This window comes from Rhodanobacter sp. C05, from assembly GCF_002001165.1.
Lineage (GTDB): Bacteria > Pseudomonadota > Gammaproteobacteria > Xanthomonadales > Rhodanobacteraceae > Rhodanobacter.
This window is the reverse complement of record NZ_MUNQ01000005.1, coordinates 171075-188882: the sequence shown is the minus strand read 5'-3', so window position 1 is coordinate 188882 and position 17808 is coordinate 171075. Positions and strand designations below refer to the sequence as shown.

12 protein-coding genes are annotated in these 17808 nt (G+C 60.6%); 5 read left to right on the top strand and 7 right to left on the bottom strand.

Annotated features, from left to right (window positions below; all coding sequences use genetic code 11):
• Nucleotides 1–62 precede the first annotated feature (62 nt).
• Entirely contained in the window at nucleotides 63–2918 is a 2856-nt protein-coding gene (locus tag B0E51_RS00835) for a TonB-dependent receptor (RefSeq protein WP_143525743.1), read from the top strand.
• Between the two features lie 98 nt (nucleotides 2919–3016).
• Here B0E51_RS00835 and B0E51_RS19050 read toward each other — a convergent pair whose 3' ends face one another.
• Nucleotides 3017–3277: a hypothetical protein gene (locus B0E51_RS19050; protein WP_143525742.1), complete on the bottom strand. Its 261-nt coding sequence runs from the start codon at nucleotides 3275–3277 to the stop codon at nucleotides 3017–3019.
• Between the two features lie 202 nt (nucleotides 3278–3479).
• Between B0E51_RS19050 and B0E51_RS00830 the strand changes: the two genes are divergently transcribed.
• Nucleotides 3480–6338, top strand: coding sequence for a TonB-dependent receptor (locus tag B0E51_RS00830; protein ID WP_077442933.1), 2859 nt, complete (start codon nucleotides 3480–3482; stop codon nucleotides 6336–6338).
• Between the two features lie 161 nt (nucleotides 6339–6499).
• On the opposite strand, the gene B0E51_RS00825 is transcribed toward B0E51_RS00830, so the two are convergent.
• The 4 genes from B0E51_RS00825 to B0E51_RS00810 form a co-directional block, all read right to left on the bottom strand.
• Nucleotides 6500–8116, bottom strand: coding sequence for a tetratricopeptide repeat-containing sulfotransferase family protein (locus B0E51_RS00825; RefSeq protein WP_077442932.1), 1617 nt, complete (start codon nucleotides 8114–8116; stop codon nucleotides 6500–6502).
• 51 nt (nucleotides 8117–8167) lie between these two features.
• Nucleotides 8168–9748: a tetratricopeptide repeat-containing sulfotransferase family protein gene (locus B0E51_RS00820; RefSeq protein WP_143525741.1), complete on the bottom strand. Its 1581-nt coding sequence runs from the start codon at nucleotides 9746–9748 to the stop codon at nucleotides 8168–8170.
• 103 nt (nucleotides 9749–9851) lie between these two features.
• Complete coding sequence (locus tag B0E51_RS00815) at nucleotides 9852–11429, bottom strand: sulfotransferase (protein WP_077442931.1); 1578 nt, start codon at nucleotides 11427–11429, stop codon at nucleotides 9852–9854.
• Nucleotides 11430–11477: 48 nt separating this feature from the next.
• The gene (locus tag B0E51_RS00810; RefSeq protein WP_077442930.1) at nucleotides 11478–13475 is read right to left on the bottom strand and encodes a UvrD-helicase domain-containing protein; all 1998 of its coding nucleotides are present in this window, start codon (nucleotides 13473–13475) and stop codon (nucleotides 11478–11480) included.
• A gap of 121 nt (nucleotides 13476–13596) precedes the next feature.
• Here B0E51_RS00810 and B0E51_RS00805 point away from each other — a divergent pair, with 121 nt between their 5' ends.
• The 3 genes from B0E51_RS00805 to B0E51_RS00795 all read left to right on the top strand — a co-directional run bounded on the left by B0E51_RS00805 (nucleotide 13597) and on the right by B0E51_RS00795 (nucleotide 16456).
• Nucleotides 13597–14928 carry an NAD(P)/FAD-dependent oxidoreductase gene (locus B0E51_RS00805; RefSeq protein ID WP_077442929.1) on the top strand — a complete coding sequence of 444 codons (1332 nt, stop codon included), beginning with the start codon at nucleotides 13597–13599 and terminating at the stop codon, nucleotides 14926–14928.
• A gap of 104 nt (nucleotides 14929–15032) precedes the next feature.
• Nucleotides 15033–15665, top strand: coding sequence for a thymidine kinase (locus B0E51_RS00800; protein WP_077442928.1), 633 nt, complete (start codon nucleotides 15033–15035; stop codon nucleotides 15663–15665).
• Nucleotides 15666–15688: 23 nt separating this feature from the next.
• Nucleotides 15689–16456, top strand: coding sequence for a hypothetical protein (locus B0E51_RS00795; RefSeq protein WP_077442927.1), 768 nt, complete (start codon nucleotides 15689–15691; stop codon nucleotides 16454–16456).
• Between the two features lie 16 nt (nucleotides 16457–16472).
• On the opposite strand, the gene mutM is transcribed toward B0E51_RS00795, so the two are convergent.
• Together mutM and B0E51_RS00785 are read right to left on the bottom strand one after the other, a co-directional pair.
• Nucleotides 16473–17300, bottom strand: a complete 828-nt coding sequence (mutM, locus tag B0E51_RS00790; RefSeq protein ID WP_077442926.1) for a bifunctional DNA-formamidopyrimidine glycosylase/DNA-(apurinic or apyrimidinic site) lyase — start codon at nucleotides 17298–17300, stop codon at nucleotides 16473–16475.
• Between the two features lie 15 nt (nucleotides 17301–17315).
• On the bottom strand, nucleotides 17316–17807 hold the full coding sequence (locus B0E51_RS00785; RefSeq protein WP_077442925.1) for a hypothetical protein: 492 nt from the start codon (nucleotides 17805–17807) through the stop codon (nucleotides 17316–17318).
• Between the last annotated feature and the right edge of the window lies 1 nt (nucleotide 17808).

Here is a 17808-nt window from a genome sequence, read left to right as displayed (position 1 = left end):
TGTCCGCTCACGGACAGGTTCACCTACTTGTTGAAAAAACTCTGAGGGGAGTTCTTGCAGAAATGATCAAGTCGAAAATTACGATGGCCATCGTGGCGGCCCTGGCGCTTGGCTATACCTCTGCCTATGCGCAGTCTGCCCAGACGGATACGTCCCAGCAGAGCACCGATCAGGCGCCGGACAGCTCCAAGGCCAAGAAGCTCGAAGCGGTCACGGTGACCGGTTCGCTGATTCCGCAGACGCAGATCGAGACGGCCACGCCGATCATCACGATCACCGCGCAGGACATGAAGGTCCGTGGCTTCACCACGGTGGCCGAGGCGCTGCAGCAGTCGTCGTTCGCCACCGGCAGCGTGCAGGGCGCGCAAACATCGGCGTCGTTCACCCAGGGCGCGCAGACACTCAGCATGTTCGGCCTGCCGGTCGGTTTCGTGAAGTACCTGATCGACGGTCGCCCGATGGGCAACTTCCCCGCTCTGTACAACGGCGGCGATGCGTTCAACAACCTCAGCGGCATCCCGATGGACATGGTCGACCACATCGACATCCTGCCGGGCGGTCAGTCCTCGCTGTATGGTTCCGACGCCATCGCCGGCGTGATCAACATCGTGCTGAAGAAGCACATCGATGCCCCGACGATCGACGTGCGTTACGGCTGGCACAAGGACGGCGGCGGTGCGGATCGTCGCATCAGCCTGGCCGACAGTTTCAGCGCCGGCAAATTCAACGCCCTGGTGGGCTTGCAGTTCGAGAAGACCCAGCCGATCTGGGGCTTCGACCGGGACCTGACCAAGCAGTACTTCACGCAAGGCACCGGTGCGCCAGTGGCTTCGCGCGATTACCTGGTCAACAGCGGTACCAAGAGCACGAACTCGTACTACTTTCTGGATCCGGCCAACTGCGCCAATGTCGCCGGCCAGTTCGGTGGTACCGAGGCCAAGCAGCACCGCAACAATTCCGGTGACTACTGTGGTTCTTTCTACACGCCTGGCTACAAGACGGTCACCAACGACGACAAGTCGGTCAACCTCTACACCCACACTACATTCGACGTCAGCGACAACCTGCAGCTGTACGGCGACCTGCTGTACAACTACGAAGAGCAGAAGTACGCGGTGGGCTCCAGCTACACCTGGTGGGGCACATCGGTCGATTACGGCTACATTTACGATCCCAACCTGGACGACTTCGTCAACCTGCAGCGTGCGTTCTCCCCGGAAGATGTCGGCGGTTACCGGCATATCATGAACAAGCAGACCGAAAATTCGTACATGCTGTCCCTGGGTGGCAAGGGTACGTTCGGCCAGTCGAACTGGGACTACGACATCGGCTTCACGCATTCGGACGACAAGCTGCTGGCGCATGACTTCCAGCGCTTCGATGGTGCGATCGATGCCTATTTCCGTTCGCATGTACTGGGGCCGCAACTTGGCCTGGATCCCTATTACGGCGCCTACGCCGCTTTCGCACCGAACTATGCGGCGTTCTACCAGCCGATGTCGAAGTCGGATTTCGACAGTTTTACCGGTTATACGGACACCCGCGCCAAGACCTGGGACAACATGCTGCGCGGTCAGCTGACCAATGCTTCGCTGTTCTCGATGCCGGCGGGCGATGCAGGTATCGCCGTGGTGCTGGAAGGCGGCAACCAGGGCTGGTCCTACACGCCCGATCCGCGTCTGCTGAATGGCGACATTTGGGGTACCACCGATGTACAAGGTGCAGGCCACCGTTCCCGCTACGCGGCCACGACGGAGCTGAAGATCCCGTTGTTGAGCCAGCTGACCCTGGATGTATCCGGTCGTTACGATGGTTACAAGGTTCTCGGCAAGGACATCGGCCACGGTACCTACAACCTGGGTCTCGAGTATCGTCCCTTCGATTCCCTGCTGTTGCGTGGTCGCTACGGCAGTGCGTTCAAGGTGCCGACCCTGGCTGATGAATTCCAGGGGCCGAGCGGCTACTACAGCTTCGTGACCGACTACTCCAACTGTGCCCGTATTCCCGCAAGCCAGGGTGGTCCTTACGTCGGTGCGAATGTCGCCGATTGCCCAGCCAAGTACGGTGATGTGCAGTTCTTCGGCCAGCAGACGGGCACCCCCGACCTGAAGCCGATTACCGCGAAGGTGTGGAGCTACGGGTTCGTGTGGGCGCCGATGTCGAAGATGTCGGTCAGCGTGGATTACCTCCACTGGGACATCAACAACGAGGTCAATGCCCAAAGCGCGAACGAGCTGACCAACACGGAGTACCTGTGCAATATCGGTACGATCAGCCCGACCTCCGGAACCTGTGAAGCGGCCTACGCCCAGATCGTCCGCGGCACGCCGACCAGTTCGACCTATCTGGGCAACATCCTTGAGATCTATACACCGAAGGTCAACGTGTCCAACGAGCAGGTCAATGCCATCACGGCTGACTTCAGCTACGTGCAGGAGATTGGTGCCATGGGTCGCTTGTCGTTCCACGCGTCCTACAGCGATGTGCTGAAGCATACGCAGCAGGACTATCCGACCGATCCGACCATCGACTTGCTGCGTCACCCGTATTACAGCACCGACTTCAAGACCAAGGTGAATGCGTCGCTGACCTGGAGCCTGAACCAGTGGAGTGCCACGTTGTACGGCAACCGTTACGGTCGTACGCCCAACTATCTCGCCACCTTCTACGATAGTTACGAGAACCCGGGCACCGGCAAGCTGCCGGCGTGGACCCTGTACAACGCCAGCGTGACCTACAACCCGATCAAGAATCTGGGCCTGTCGTTCCTGGTGAACAACGTGTTCAACAAGATGCCTCCGATGGATCACAGCTACCCGGGCACCTCGAGCACGCCGTACAACACGTCCAACTACAACGTGTACGGCCGGGCCATGTACATCGAGGCAAACTACAAGTTCGGTGCGGGCGAGAAGTAAGCGCTTCCACTGGGACTCGTGTCATTGACGGCCCCGCTTCGGCGGGGCCGTTTTTTTTGTGCGATTTCGCGTATCCGCCAGGAAGTAAAGGCTGCTCTTTATCCGGCTTGCTTGATCCGCCTTGTTCTGAGTGCTGTATCGCTCGGATAGCAGGCAGCTTCCAGGATTTCGTGGTTGCGCAGATGCAGCTGCCAGCCCAGTGACGCGCCCATTTCATGCTGCCAAATCGGCAGAAGACGCATCCGCTGATGTGGCGTCAGCAATGACAAACAAGCTGCCAGCTGCTGTTCCGGAATGGAAGGCAAGTGGAGTGAAAAGCCTCGTGCAAATTCTTGCGCAACCGCAAGTTCATAACGCAATAAAATACGTAATTGCTTGATTTGTGAAGAGATTGTTGCGCCGACTTTGGTGGGCGTGTTAAACCTAACGTGTCATGAATCGACTGACCGGCAGGGAGAGTGCTGGTTCGTAGCATTCCGACCTACCGGTTCGTGTCGATTGCCTGCCAATGACTGGCGGGTTCAACCAGTTTCCGAAAACTCTGAGGGGAGTTCTGTAGAAATGATCAAGTCGAAAATTACGATGGCCATCGTGGCGGCCTTGGCGCTTGGCTATACCTCTGCCTATGCGCAGTCTGCCCAGACGGATACGTCCCAGCAGAGCACCGATCAGGCGCCGGACAATACCAAGGTCAAGAAACTCGAAGCGGTTACCGTGACGGGCTCGCTGATTCCGCAGACGCAGATCGAAACAGCACAGCCGGTCATCACGATCACGGCCGATCAATTGAAGGCGAAAGGCTTCACCACTGTCGCCGAGGCCCTGCAGCAGCAGTCGTTCTCTACGGGTAGTGTCCAGGGTTCGCAGGACACCAACTCGTTCACCACGGGCGCACAGACGCTGAGCTTGTTCGGTCTCTCCCCGTCCTACACGAAGTACCTGATCAACGGCCTGCCGATGGGCAATTTCCCGGGTCTGTACAACGGCTCGGACGTATTCAACAACATCAGTGGCATTCCGGCCGATCTGGTCGATCACATCGACATTCTGCCAGGCGGACAATCCTCCCTGTACGGGTCGGACGCGATCGCCGGCGTCATCAACATCGTGCTCAAAAAGCAGGTTGATGCGCCGACCGTCGACGTGCGTTATGGCTGGCACAAAGACGGCGGTGGCGCCGATCGCCGTATCAGCCTGGCGGACAGCTTTAACGCGGGCAAATTCAATTCGCTGGTTGGCGTGCAGTTCGAAGACACCCAGCCGATCTGGACGGGTGATCGCAGCCTGACGGCAGGCTACAACGATCATGGCACTTCGCCGCCGGTGGCCGAGCGCGATTATCTGGTGCTGAACGCGTATACCTTCGGTACCGGCGCTTCCGGCTATCTGTTCGAGGATCCGGCCAACTGCGCCAACGTGGCGGGCGGCTTCGCTGGCACGATTGCGAAGCAGCACCGCGCTGGCGACGGCGACTATTGCGGCTCGTTCAAGGCCCCAAGCTATGCCACGCTGACCAATCACGACAAGACGGCCAATCTGTACACGCACAACACGTTCGACGTGAACGACAACCTGCAGCTTTACGGTGACTTGCTCTACAACTACGAAGAGCAGAAGTTCACGAACGGCACCAGCACCTCGTTCTACGGCAGCGACGTGGATCTGGGCTACTTCTACGATCCGAAACTGAACAGTCTGATCGACATCCAGCACGTGTTCACGCCTGAGGAAGTCGGCGGCTATTCAAACATCATGAACACGCAGACCGAGAACTCCTACATGCTGGTGCTCGGCGGCAAGGGTACGTTCGGCGCATCCAACTGGGACTACGACGTCAGCTTCACCCATTCCGATGACAAGCTGCTTAATCATGATTTCCAACGCTTCACCGTTCCGATCGAAAATTACTACGGCAAGGTGTTGGGGCCGCAAATGGGTACCTTCTACGGGTATCCTCAATATTCGCCCGATTATTCCAAGTTGTATCAGCCGATTTCCCAAGCGGACTTCAAGGGCTTCACGGGATATACCGACAGCCGCGCCAAGACATGGGACAACCTTTCGCGTGCTCAGATAACCAATTCGTCCCTGTTCAGCCTGCCGGGTGGCGATGCTGGCATGGCGGCGGTTCTGGAGGCAGGCAACGAAGGCTGGAATTCCAGTCCAGATCCGCGGCTTCTGGAGACAGTGGACTATAACGGCCTGACCTTGCCTTACGTCTATGGCACCAGCGCAACACCCGGCGCGGCACATCGGAGCCGCGAAGCTGCGACGGCCGAATTCAGGGCGCCGCTGCTCAAGCAGCTCACCCTTGACGTGTCCGGTCGCTACGATGCCTATCAGGAGCCGAACAGCCCAACGCTCAGTCACGCCACTTACAACCTCGGGCTTGAATATCGCCCGTTAGACACCCTGCTGTTCCGCGGTCGCTATGGCACGGCGTTCAAGGTACCCACCTTGTCCGATACGGGTCAGGGTGTCAGCAACTTCTACAGTTTCGTAACCGACTACGCCAATTGCGCGACGCTGGGCTACACGGGTGCCAACGTCGTCAACTGCCCGGCGCGATACAACAGCGTGCAGTACAAGGGCACGACTTATGGCGTGCCGGGGCTGAAGCCGATCACGGCCAAGGTATGGAGCTATGGTGCGGTTTGGGCACCGATCCAGGACATGTCGTTCTCCGTTGACTATCTGCACTACAACATCAACAACGAAGTCACCCCGCAAAGTGCAGATCAGTTGTCCAAGGATGAGTATCTGTGCATGGCCGGCGTCATCGATCCCACTACACCTACATGCACCCAGGCGTTTGCGCAGATCCAGCGCTCGCCCGGAGCGGGCGGTCTGCTAGGCAATATCACGGGCATCATCCAACCCAAGATCAATACCGCCAACGAGATCGACAATGCGTTGATTGCCCGTTTCTCGTACGGGTTCGGCATTGGTGCCTTGGGCCGCCTGGTCGTGGACAGTTCGTATTCCGACGTGTTGAAGCACAACAGCCAGCAATACGTGGGTGATGCGCGGGTCAATCTGCTGACCAATCCAGCTTACAGTACCGATTTCAAGACCAAGGTGAATGCGTCACTGACCTGGACCAAGAGCGAGTGGAGTGCCACGGCGTATGTGAACCGTTATGGCAGCACCCCGAACTATCTGGCGACCTATTACAACAACTACACCTCCCCGGGCACTGGCAAGCTTGGTGCGTGGATCGTATGGAACGCCAGCGTGACGTATAACCCGACCAAGAACCTTGGGCTCTCGTTCCTGGTCAATAATGTGTTCAACAAGATGCCGCCGGTGGACAACAGCTACCCCGGTACCGTTTCAGGTCCGTACAACACTGACGATTACAATGTGTTCGGACGTGCCATGTTCGTTGAGGCGAACTACAAGTTCGGCAGCGGCGGCTAAGGGTCGATTGCTGATTGCTACACATTGCGGCCCTGGAATCTCCAGGGCCGTTTTGCTTGTGGTGGCGAAGACGGCGGTAGGTGCCACGGCATGGGCAGAACACTGCTATTGCGGAAGCGGTCCGGTGCTCAATACGGTGTCGTCTAACTTGCTGCACTCGTTTACTCGAGCGGCGCAACAGACCCTTGATGCCGGTCGACGTCCACACCGGCATGCTCAAGCAGCTCCTGCAGCGGCTTGAGCCGCGATCCGTATTTCTTCCAGCGCTGCAATGCACTGCGATAGATTGGGGCGCGAACCTGGACAGCACTGGCGGTGGCCACGGCGCTGGTGTTTTCCTCGAAGCGGAGGCAGGCCTCATGCCATGAGAGGCCGCAGAACTCGATGATCCTGCGGGACATTGCTTCCTGATTCTCGACCAGTTCCTCGTAGCTGACCTCCAGAATTCGACCGGGAAGGACTTCCTGCCAGTACGCCATGAGCTCATCGAACAGCAGATAGTAGCGACCGGTATCGAGGAGGTCGAAGGAGTAGTCGAAGTAGGGTGATTTGGGTGCGAAGAGTTGCCGGAAATTGCTCAGGCATGTATCCATGGGATTGCGCCTGAGACAGATCATTCTGGCCCCCGGTAATGCGTTACCGATCCAGCCGGCATAAAGAAAATTGTGTGGAAGCTTGTCGACAAAATACGGCTTCTGCCCGGTGCTGGGTCGAGTGCTGGATAAATACATTTTGCCCAGTTTTTCCCAGTCGGGATCGCGCGCGCGTTCGATGGTTTCGATATCGATCAGGCTCGGGCTCATGGTGCCGGACATCTGCTTGATCGACATCGGAAAATTGAGAAGTTCGCCAGCAGACTGAACATCAGGATGGCTGGAAATGATGCGTTCAACCAGAGTCGTTCCGGTTCGTGGCATCCCGATCACGAAGATCGGCTCTGTGGTCGCGTGGCCCTTGGGCCGTATTTCCTGGTGGCTGGTGAACGAGCCTCGGATCGCCTTGAATATGACGGCATCGCGACCCGGATAATGGCCACGACCGGCACCCCCGATGGATTTGGCTGCCACCAGATGCTCCAGCGCCTTGGGGTAGTCGCCGAGATCCTCGCATTCCTTCGAAATCGCCATGTTCAGGCACACCAGGGACGATGGATCCGGCTGTCCGGTATCGAGCGTGCCCAGCAAACGGGTCAATCGTTCCACATGATTGTTTTCATGCGTCTGGCGCCGCAATTGGGCAAGCGTAAGATGCGCTCTCCAATATCTGGGATCCAGCCTCAGGCAAGCCTCGATTTCCAGTTCGGCTTCGTCCAATCGACCCGCAGCGACCAGGGAAGTGGCCAGGTTGTAGCGGAAGGGCGCGTGATCCGGCGTCAGCGCAACCACTTTGCTGAAAACCTCGACGGCTGTGTCGTAGCTTCCGACCTGAGAATAAACAACGCCAAGTGTGTCCAGCGTACTGGAGTCGCTGGGCGAGAGCAGCCAGGCGCGATCCGCCTCGGTTTTGGCATCGCGGTAGAGGTTGGCAAACGTGAATGCCCGGGCAAGCTGAGCCGCGTAATCGACGCGCTCAGGCGCCAGTGTGGTGGCCATTTTCAGGCAGCCAAGCGCCTGCTGCATGTTCTGCATCTCGAGATTGGAGATCCCTGCGATGTAGTAGACGCTGGGTTCGTGCGGAGTGATGACTCGAACCTTTCCGGCCAGATCAAGTGCCTGCTGCCAGTTGCGCTGATTGAATGCGGTGCAGAGTTGTCCGTAAAGCAGAGTCATGTCAGTCATCGGATTTCAATTCTCGAGTTGCCAAGGTGCTGAATTAGCGGTGATGGAAAGTTATTCGACAGATATACCGGCTTGCTCAAGCAATGTGCACAACTCGGCGAGTTGTGGCCTATATCGGTGCCAGCGCTGAACGGCGGTCGTGTACATTTTCGATCGCACCTGCACGGCGCTTGCCGTCGCGACTGGCAGGGTATTTTCGTGAAAATCCATGCAGAGTTCGTTCCATTGCAGTCCACAGAACTCGAGAATTTGCCGAGATGTCACCCGCTGCTGACTCACCAGAGTCTCATACGAAATCTCGAGAATCCGCCCAGGAAACACCTGCCGCCAGTGTGCCATCAGGCGATTGAACATGACGTAGTAGGCGCCGGTATCGAGCAGGTCGAAGGAATAGTTGTAGTAAGGCAGCTTGCGGGCGAAGAGTTGGCGGAAATTGCTCAGGCAGGTGTCGATCGGGTTGCGCCGCAGACAAATTAATTTTGCTTTGGGGAAAGTTTTTGCAATGAAACCGGCATATAGAAAATTGTGCGGAAGCTTGTCGATGAAGTGTGTTTCGCGACCGACGGTTCCAGCAGCAGATCGTGCTCTTGAGAGATAGAGCTCACCAACCCGGCGCCAATCGATCTCGCCTATCCCGTCGATGGCAGCGAGTCCGCTGCCAAGAGGGCGGTCGTTTCCCCATACCTGCCGCAGGGCGATGCTGAAATCGGGCAACTCCCCGGCAGAACGAATTTCGGGGTGGCGGGACAGAATGCGCTCGACAAGAGTCGTCCCTGTTCTCGGCATGCCAAAAACAAAAATAGGCTCCGAGGATTGGTGCCCGTGAACGTTGCCCGGGCTCGGGGTTGCGCGTTCGAGTGCTGCAAATACGGCCTCATCCTGCTTGATCGAATACTGGATGCCTTCGCGGGCAGCCTTTTTGCCAGCAGTGAGGTGATCGAAGGACTCCGCATAGTTACCCAGATCTTCATGCTCTTTCGCCAATGCAAGGTGCAGACTTGCCCTCGCTTCGGTGCACAGCAAAGGCTCGGCGAGCAGGGATTCCAGTCGCGCTAGATGCTGCGTCACCGGAGTCTGTTGCTGCAGATGGGCAAGCGTCAGATGTGCGCGCCAAAAGTGCGGGTTCAGTGAAAGGCAGGCGTCTATCTCGCGTTCGGCTTCGTCCAGGGCTCCGGCGTCAATCAGGCTTGTGGCCAAGTTGTAGCGAAACGGCGCGTGATCCGGAGCCAGGGCTGCAGCCTGGCGGAACGCGTCAAGAGCTGCGTCATGCGCATTCAGATTTGAATACACCGTACCCAGAATATCCAGTGTTGCCGGGCCGATAGGCTTGCTACCCATGGCTAGTTCGGCCATGACCATGGCCTCGTGACGGGCGCCGGCCATCGACAGGGCGCGTGCCAGGTTGGCCGAGAATTCGGGGCGCTGTTGGTCCAGCGAGAATGCGTGGCGAAGCAGTTGCAGGGCAGGCCCAAGCTGGCCTCGCTCAAGTTCTGCAAGACCTGCAATGAAATGCACGTCCGCGTCATATGGGAAGAATCCAAGGAGCGCCACCGCCAATGCGTGCACCTGCTGCCAGTCACGCTGGTTGAATGCATGGAGGAGTTGGTGGCGCTGACGTGTGTGGTCGATCATGGCGCATTCAGATGCACAGCTGCTGGGCACCGCAGGAGTTCCCGAACGGTCTTTCCCGCTTCTCCCATAGCTCCATCCCCGAGGAGGTTATTGCGATGACCGATCATCGTTCGAAGTCGATGCTTTCGGCAATCAGCAGCGATTGAAGCTCGGCCAGCTCTGTTTGGTAGTGTCTCCAGCGGTTGAGGGCGGAGCGATATATGGGCTCGCGGACCTGAGCCGCGCTTGCCGTCGCTACCGGTGCCGGGTTTTGCTGGAACTGCAGGCATGCATCGTTCCATGTCAGTCCGCAATGACTCAGGACAGATCTGGTGGTTGCTTCCTGCGACTCGATCAGCGACTCGTAATGAACCTCCATGATGCGACCGGGGAAGATCTTCTCCCAGTGTGCCATCAGCCGATCGAACAGCACGTAGTATCGGCCGGTATCAAGGAGGTTGTACGAGTAGTCGTAGTACGGTGATTCCGGCGAAAAAACCTGACGAAAATTGCTGAGGCAAGTATCAACCGGATGTCGACGTACACAGATGATTTTTGCGCCAGGAAGCGCATTCGCGATGTGGCCCGCATAGATGAAATTATGCGGGAGCTTGTCGACGAAGCACTTCGTCTCCCCGGTGGCAGGGCGCGTGCTGCGCAGATAAGTCTCACCCAGCATGTTCCAGTCGAGCTGTGTCGCTGACGAAATCGTATCCACGTCCAGCATCAGGCGGGTCCTGCTGCCAGACAGGCGTTTGAGTGCCATGCCAAAGTTCTGCAGCTCACCGGCGGAGTAAGCATCGGGATGGCTGGTGATGACGCGCTCCAGCAGCGTCGTTCCGGTTCGTGGCATGCCGATCACAAAAATCGGCTCGGCAGTCGCAAACCCTGTTCCAATGGGTTGAGCGGACTGCACAGACGCCATTACCGCCCCGAAAAGCGCTTCGTCGGTCTTGCTTGAATATCGGCGTGATACACCGCCAGCGGTCTTTCCCCTGGTGTAATGGATGAACGCCTCATGGTGGTGCCCGATGTCCTCGCATTCCTTGGCGAGCGCCATTTGAAGTTGCGACATTGCGTCGAGGTCATTTCGATGTATCTTCGCGAGCTCGCTCAGGGCCCCGATGTGATTTTCAATAGGTGACCATCGACGCAGCTGAGCTCGGGCGAGGTAGGCGGCCCAGTAGCGAGGATTCAATTGTATGCAGGTCTCCAGCTCCATTTCCGCAGCGGCGAATTGACCGTCAGCGGTCAGGGCATTGCCGAGGTTGAAACGATAAGCCGCATCGTTCGGCATGAGCGCTACCGCGCCGCGGAAGGCAGTTGTTGCCTGCTGGTGCGCCTGCACCCTGGTATAGACTTGACCGAGTGTATTGAGGGACACGGGGTCGCCTGGAGAAAGACCCATCGCACGGTCGGCGCAGAGCCGGGCTTCGCCAAGCCTCTGTGCCAACGATAGAGCCTTTGCTAGCTGCGCCATGTAATGCGCGCGCGTAGGCTCAAGATGTACGGCATGCCACAGATGATCGAGTGCCGGAGCGATCTGCGCGAGCTCCATGAAACTGACGCCCGTCATGTAGTGAGCTGCCCCGTGGTGCGGCATGTGCGGGAGCAGGTGCGTGGAAATCTCACGCACGGCTGCCCAATCCCGGGCGTTGAACGCTGTGGCGAGCATGACGTATTGACTGGCGATATCAATCATACCGTCTGGAGCATAGCGTGCACGGGGCCAGCCTTGCGAAGCGGGTTCTCAGCCCCCTGCCAGCATCGCGGCGATCTTCGCCATATGCGACTCGGCGGTTTCGCGCACAGCTTCCTTGTCCGCCTCGGGATCCTTGCCTTGCCAGTGCAGGTCGGCCTGCGGCAGTTCGTGCAGGAAGCGGCTGGGCTGGTTGTTGTGGACGTCGCCGTAGCGTTTGGTCTTCGCTGACCACGATAGCGTGAGCAGTTCCTTGGCGCGGGTGATGCCGACGTACATCAGGCGGCGCTCCTCGTCGATGCGACCCTCGTCGATCGCTCCTTCGTGCGGCAGCGTGCCGTCCTCGCAGCCGACGATGAAGACGAAGCGGAACTCCAGCCCCTTGGCCGAGTGCAGGGTCATCATGCGCACCGCATTGCCGGGCTCGTCGCGGTCGGCATGGCTGAGCAGGGCCAGCTGCGAGGCGAGGTCGCCTGCGCTGTTGCCGCCCTTCTGCATAGCGCGGAACCAGTCGGCGAGTTCCTTCAGGTTGCCGAGCTTGCGCTCGCGCACACTGGCATCGGTGGTGCTGGCGGCGATCTGCGCGGCGTAGCCAGTGCGCTTCAGGATCAGTTCGACCAGGTCGGCCGCACTCTCGTGCAGCGAGGCGCTACGCAATTCGTCGAGCAGGCCGGAGAACGATGCCAGCGCCGCGGCGGGGCGTGGGGTGAGCTGGCGCAGCACGCTGTCGCTGCGGGTGGCATCGAGCAGCGACGACTGGCGAGACTGCGCGAGCTGACCGAGTTTCTCGAGCGTGGTCGAACCGATCTCGCGCTTGGGCACGTTGACCACGCGCAGGAAGGCGGCGTCGTCGCTGGGATTGGTCAGCAGGCGCAGGTAGCACAGCAGGTCCTTCACCTCCGCGCGGTCGAGAAAGCTCAGTGCGCCGGTGAGGTGGTAAGGAATCCGCGCCAGCCGCAAAGCCTTTTCCAGAACCCGCGCCTGGAAGTTGCCGCGATACAGGATCGCGATGTCGTGCCAGCGCGCCTTGTGCTTTTCCGCCAGCGTGGTGGCGAGCGCGGCGACGCGCTCGGCCTCGTGCTCGGCTTCCTTGCATTCGAGTACGCGGATCGGCGCACCTTCCGGATGCTCGCTCCACAGCTTCTTGTCGTGCAGATGCGGGTTGTTCGCGATCAGCTGGTTCGCCGCGCGCAGGATGCGCTTGCCGCAGCGATAGTTCTGCTCCAGCTTGATCACGCGCAGGTTCGGCCAATCGCGGCCGAGCTGGTCGATGTTCTCCGGATTCGCGCCGCGCCACGCATAGATGCTCTGGTCGTCGTCGCCGACGCAGGTGATGCCGCCGCGCTCGCCGGTGAGTGCTTTCAGCAGGCGGTATTGCGCGTCATTGGTGTCCTGGTATTCGTCGACCAGCAGGTAGCGGAATCGCTCGCGCCAGGCATCGCGGCATTCGGCGTCACTTTCCAGGATGCGCAGCGGCAGCCGGATCAGGTCGTCGAAGTCGACCGCGTTGAACGCGGCGAGACGCTGCTGGTACATGTCGTAGATCGTCGCTGCTTCAAGCTCTCGCGGGCTGCGTGCGGCAGCCAGCGCTTCTTCCGGCGAGAGACCGCCGTTCTTGGCGCGACTGAGCAGGTTGCGGATGCCGAACAGCACGTCGGGCTTCACGCCCCCACCTCCAACAGGGCGGGGCGCCAGCTCCTTGACGATGCCGTTGCTGTCGTCGGCATCCAGCACCGAGAAGCCGCGGCGCAGGCCGGCACGGGCGTGCTCGATCTGCAGGAACTTCAGCCCGAGTGCGTGGAAGGTGCACACCGTGAGCGCGGCCGCATCCTCGGTGCTGACCAGTTGGCCCACGCGTTCACGCATCTCGCGTGCTGCCTTGTTGGTGAACGTGATCGCTGCGATCTTCGAAGGGTTGAGCTTCTTGCGTGCGATCAGGTACGCGATCTTCTGCGTGATCACCGAGGTCTTGCCGGAACCGGCGCCGGCCAGCACCAGCAGCGGGCTGTCGCAATGTTCGACGGCGGCCAGTTGTTGCGGATTGAGCATGGATCGAGGCAATACGTATGACGGCGGTCGATGGTAGCAGAGGCCTGCAGGATGGCCGACCGGTTGCGTCATAATTGATGCGGGATGGGCTGTCGGGGTGACGGCGCCGGGCGGAGTGAGCATGACGGATCAGACGGTCGAACAGTGCGATGTGGCGGTGATCGGCGGCGGCCCGGGTGGCAGCACGGCGGCGGCGCTGCTGGCGCGCCGCGGTTACAAGGTGATCGCGCTGGAGAAGGCGCACCATCCGCGCTTCCATATCGGCGAATCGTTGTTGCCGATGAACCTGCCGGTTTTCGAACGGCTTGGCGTGCTGGACAAGGTGCGTGCGCTGGGTGTGTTCAAGCCCGGTGCGGACTTCGAGGCGGACAACGAGCGCGGCTACAACACCTATGCGTTCGCCCGCGCGCTCGGACAAAGTCCGCCGCATGCGTACCAGGTGTGGCGGCAGGACTTCGATCAGATGCTGTACCAGCACGCGCGCGAATGCGGTGCGGATGCGCGCGAAGGGCACGAGGTGGTGCGTGTCGAGCAGCGTGGTGCGCGCGAAACCTGGCTGGACGTGAAGACCGACGATGGCCGCAGCTATGGCATCGAGGCCCGTTATGTGATCGATGCCAGCGGCCGCGACGCGCTGCTGTCGAGCAAGCTCAAGCTGCGGCGCAAGAACGACCAGCATCAGAGCGCGGCGATCTTCGGTCACTTCCGCGGTGCCGAATACCGGCCCGGCGAAGACGCCGGCAACATCAGCATCTACAGCTTCGAACACGGCTGGATGTGGATGATCCCGCTGCCGGATGGCGTGATGAGCGTGGGCGCGGTGTGCCGGCCGGATTATCTCAAGCAGCGCAAGGGCCGCACGGTGGAATTCCTGCTCGACACGCTGAAGCTGAGCCCGGCGTTGTGGCAGCGCATCGAGCAGGCCGAGCTGATCGGCAACGAAGTGCGCGTCACCGGCAACTACTCCTACGACTCGACGCAGATGGGTGGCGCGGGCTGGGTGCTGGTCGGCGATGCGTTCGCCTTCCTCGACCCGGTGTTCTCCTCCGGCGTGTACCTGGCGATGAGTGGCGCGGAGCAGGCGGTCGAGGTGGTTGATCAGTCACTGCGTGAGCCGAAACGCGAGACGGCTTTGCTGCGCAAGCTGGAGAAACGCCAGCGCGCCGGCATGGCGCGTTTCTCGTTCTTCATCTACCGCTTCAACGGCCCGGTGATGCAGCAGATGTTCCGCTCGCCGCGCAATACCTGGCAGCTGGAGCAGGGCGTGATCTCGATGCTCGCCGGCGATCTGTTCGATACGCCGAAGGTGCTGCGGCGACTGCAGCTGTTCAAGCTGGTCTATGCGATCTGCGGCCTGCGCGACTGGCGGCGCTGGCGTGCCGAGCACAAGTACCGGCTGGCGCAGGCTCGCGCGCAGTTCACCGGCGGCAATACACCGCTGGACAAGGCCTGAGTTCGCTCCCCCGCGACCGAAGGGAGTCCCTTTTCGGGGCGAGCAGGAGAGGAGCAAGCCGGCTGTCGCGCTACCATGCACGATCACGATCCGAACGCACGCCCATGGCCAAGCTCTATTTCTATTACTCGGCAATGAATGCCGGCAAGACCACCACGCTGTTGCAGAGCGCGTACAACTATCACGAGCGCGGCATGCGCACGTTGATCCTCACGCCGGCACTGGACAATCGCTACGGCGAGGGCGTGGTGGCTTCGCGCATCGGCCTGAAGGCGAACGCGTGCCGGTTCAGCGCTGACGAGGACCTGTTCGTGCTGGTCGAGGCCGACATCGCCGCACGCGGCGCGTTGCACTGCGTGTTCGTCGACGAAGCGCAGTTCCTGACCAGGTCGCAGGTATGGCAGATCAGCGATGTAGTCGACCGTCTCAATATCCCGGTGCTGGCCTACGGTCTGCGTACCGATTTCCGCGGCGAGTTGTTCGAGGGCAGCCGTTACCTGCTGGCCTGGGCGGACAACCTGGAAGAGATCAAGACGATCTGCCACACCGGGCGCAAGGCCACCATGGTGGTGCGTGTGGATGAACAGGGCCGTGCCGTGACCGAGGGGCCGCAGGTTGAGATCGGCGGCAACGACCGCTATGTCTCGGTGAGTCGCGCCGAGTTCAAGAAGATCAGCGAAGGCAGCGGCCGCATCGAACTGCAGCAATCGGTGCTGCCGCTTGGCGAAGGTCGTTGAGCGGTGCCCAACCAAGGAATTCCATGAGCAACCCGATCACCATCCCCGCCTGGCAGCGGCCGCACTGGCAGCCCAGCGACGAGGAAATCCTGTTGCAGTTTTACGTGTTCGGCAAGTTCGATGCGGTGCGCGCGCCGTCCGCTGCCTACGGTAGCGACGGCTTGCCTGAGGGCATCGAGCTGACCAGCCATCATCACAATGCGTTGCGCCAGTGGGAGGGTTACCCGCTGAAGGGTTCGCTGGGCAGCATGTTCAAGGAGGATGCGCCGCAGGCCTGGCAGCGTGCATTCGATGCACCCCAGGTGTTGGTTGTGCGCGGCAAGCTCAAGGACAATGCGGATACCGGCTATCTGCGCGACACGTTTGGCGTGCTGGCCGGCCTGCTCGACATCGGCGGTGTGGCGATCCTCGATCCGCAGACCCTGAGCCTGCTGGATGCCGATGGCTGGCGCCGGCACTATCTGATCCGCGACGGTGCCCCGATCCGCAACCATCTGCTGATCCTGCGCGACAACGATGCGAAGCCCGACCATTCATGGATCCACACCCGCGGCATGCGCAAGTTCGGTCGCCCCGACATCAGCATCCGCCAGGTGCCGGATCGCGCGATCGATCGCGCCGGGCTCCTGTGCGAGCGGCTGGTCGAGCTGGAGGCGCTCGGCGCGCACTTCGTCGAGGGCCAGGCTCTGGATATCGAAGGCGTCCCCGGCGGTGTCGTGGTGCATCTCGGCGGTGGGCTGGATGACCCGGACTTCAACAATACCTATGTCGAGTTCCACTGGCCGGAGTGAGTGGCAGTCGCCCGGCTCAGCGCTGACAGTGCGGACACCAGAATGTCGAACGCTGTCCCAGTACCACCTGCCGGATCGGCGTGCCACAGACACGACACGGTTCACCTGCACGCCCATACACGTTGAGCTCGCGGAAGAAGTAACCGGGCGCCCCATCGGGATTGAGGAAGTCGCGCAAGGTGGTGCCGCCACGCTCGATCGCCCAGGCCAGGATGCGTTTCACTTCGGAGGCTAGCCGCGCATAGCGTGCACGCGAGACGGAGCCGGCGGGTCGGCGTGGATCGATACCTGCGGCGAACAGCGCTTCGCTGGCGTAGATGTTGCCCACCCCGACCACGACGGCGTTGTCCATCAGGAACAGTTTCACCGCGGCCGTGCGGCCGCGTGAGAGATGCCACAGCAGATCACCATCGAAGGCATCGGTCAGCGGTTCAGGCCCGAGCTTCGCAAGCAGTTCGTGGGTCTCGCCGGGTGCTTGCCACAGCAGGCAACCGAAGCGGCGTGGGTCGGTGAAACGCAGGATGCGTGGTGCCTGCGCCGAGGTGCGTTCCAGTGCGATATCGACATGATCGTGCCTGCCCACCGGCGCATCCGGCGGCAGCACGCGCAGCACGCCGGACATGCCAAGGTGCAGCAGCGCACTGCCAACCTCGGTGTGCAGCAGCAGGTATTTCGCGCGTCGTTCCACCGCGTCGATGCGCTGTCCCGGCAGCAGATCGCTGATCTCCGCAGGGATCGGCCAGCGCAGGTCAGGTCGGCGCAGGGTTACGCCGGTGACGCGTCGGCCGACCAGATACGGTGCGATGCCGCGACGGGTGGTTTCGACTTCGGGCAGTTCAGGCACGGTCGGTTCCGCGACTCAATGCAGTTCGGTGGTCTGGAGGGCGGGCGAGCGCGGCATGTAGCGCGTGGACACCAGTGCCACCCGCTGACCGACGCGCACGTAGTGCTGGGGTCCGGTGACCGAGGACTCGCCAAATTCAAGCGCATGCCCATCCAGCACGAGTATGGCGCTGGGGGGGGTCAGGCCGATCTTCGCCGGATCGAAATCACTGGCGGGGCGCCAGCTGAGCACATGCGCTGCGGCGGTATCGGCCAGTTCATTGAGGCGCCCATCGATCGCGCGTGCCGGTGTGCCGTCGATGTGCCACCAGTGGCCTTCACGCTTTTCATAGTGCATGACCGGCGTGCCGGGCAGGGTCAAATCAACACGCGTGATGCCGGCTGGATCAAGCGCGAGCAGGCTGCCGGAATCACCTTGCGCATCACGGCCCAGCTGCCAGCCGACCAGCGCCAGCAGGGCCGCCACGACGAGCAGCAGGATCAGGCGCTGGCGGGTGGCACGTTTCATC

Excerpts from the sequence above, each read along its gene's own strand:
- B0E51_RS00785 (WP_077442925.1), bottom strand. The coding sequence starts at position 17,807 with ATGAAACGTGCCACCCGCCAGCGCCTGATCCTGCTGCTCGTCGTGGCG.
- B0E51_RS00800 (WP_077442928.1), top strand. The coding sequence starts at position 15,033 with ATGGCCAAGCTCTATTTCTATTACTCGGCAATGAATGCCGGCAAGACC.
- B0E51_RS00835 (WP_143525743.1), top strand. The coding sequence starts at position 63 with ATGATCAAGTCGAAAATTACGATGGCCATCGTGGCGGCCCTGGCGCTT.
- B0E51_RS00820 (WP_143525741.1), bottom strand. The coding sequence starts at position 9,748 with ATGATCGACCACACACGTCAGCGCCACCAACTCCTCCATGCATTCAAC.
- B0E51_RS00815 (WP_077442931.1), bottom strand. The coding sequence starts at position 11,429 with ATGATTGATATCGCCAGTCAATACGTCATGCTCGCCACAGCGTTCAAC.
- B0E51_RS00805 (WP_077442929.1), top strand. The coding sequence starts at position 13,597 with ATGACGGATCAGACGGTCGAACAGTGCGATGTGGCGGTGATCGGCGGC.
- B0E51_RS00825 (WP_077442932.1), bottom strand. The coding sequence starts at position 8,116 with ATGACTGACATGACTCTGCTTTACGGACAACTCTGCACCGCATTCAAT.
- B0E51_RS00830 (WP_077442933.1), top strand. The coding sequence starts at position 3,480 with ATGATCAAGTCGAAAATTACGATGGCCATCGTGGCGGCCTTGGCGCTT.
- B0E51_RS00810 (WP_077442930.1), bottom strand. The coding sequence starts at position 13,475 with ATGCTCAATCCGCAACAACTGGCCGCCGTCGAACATTGCGACAGCCCG.
- B0E51_RS00795 (WP_077442927.1), top strand. The coding sequence starts at position 15,689 with ATGAGCAACCCGATCACCATCCCCGCCTGGCAGCGGCCGCACTGGCAG.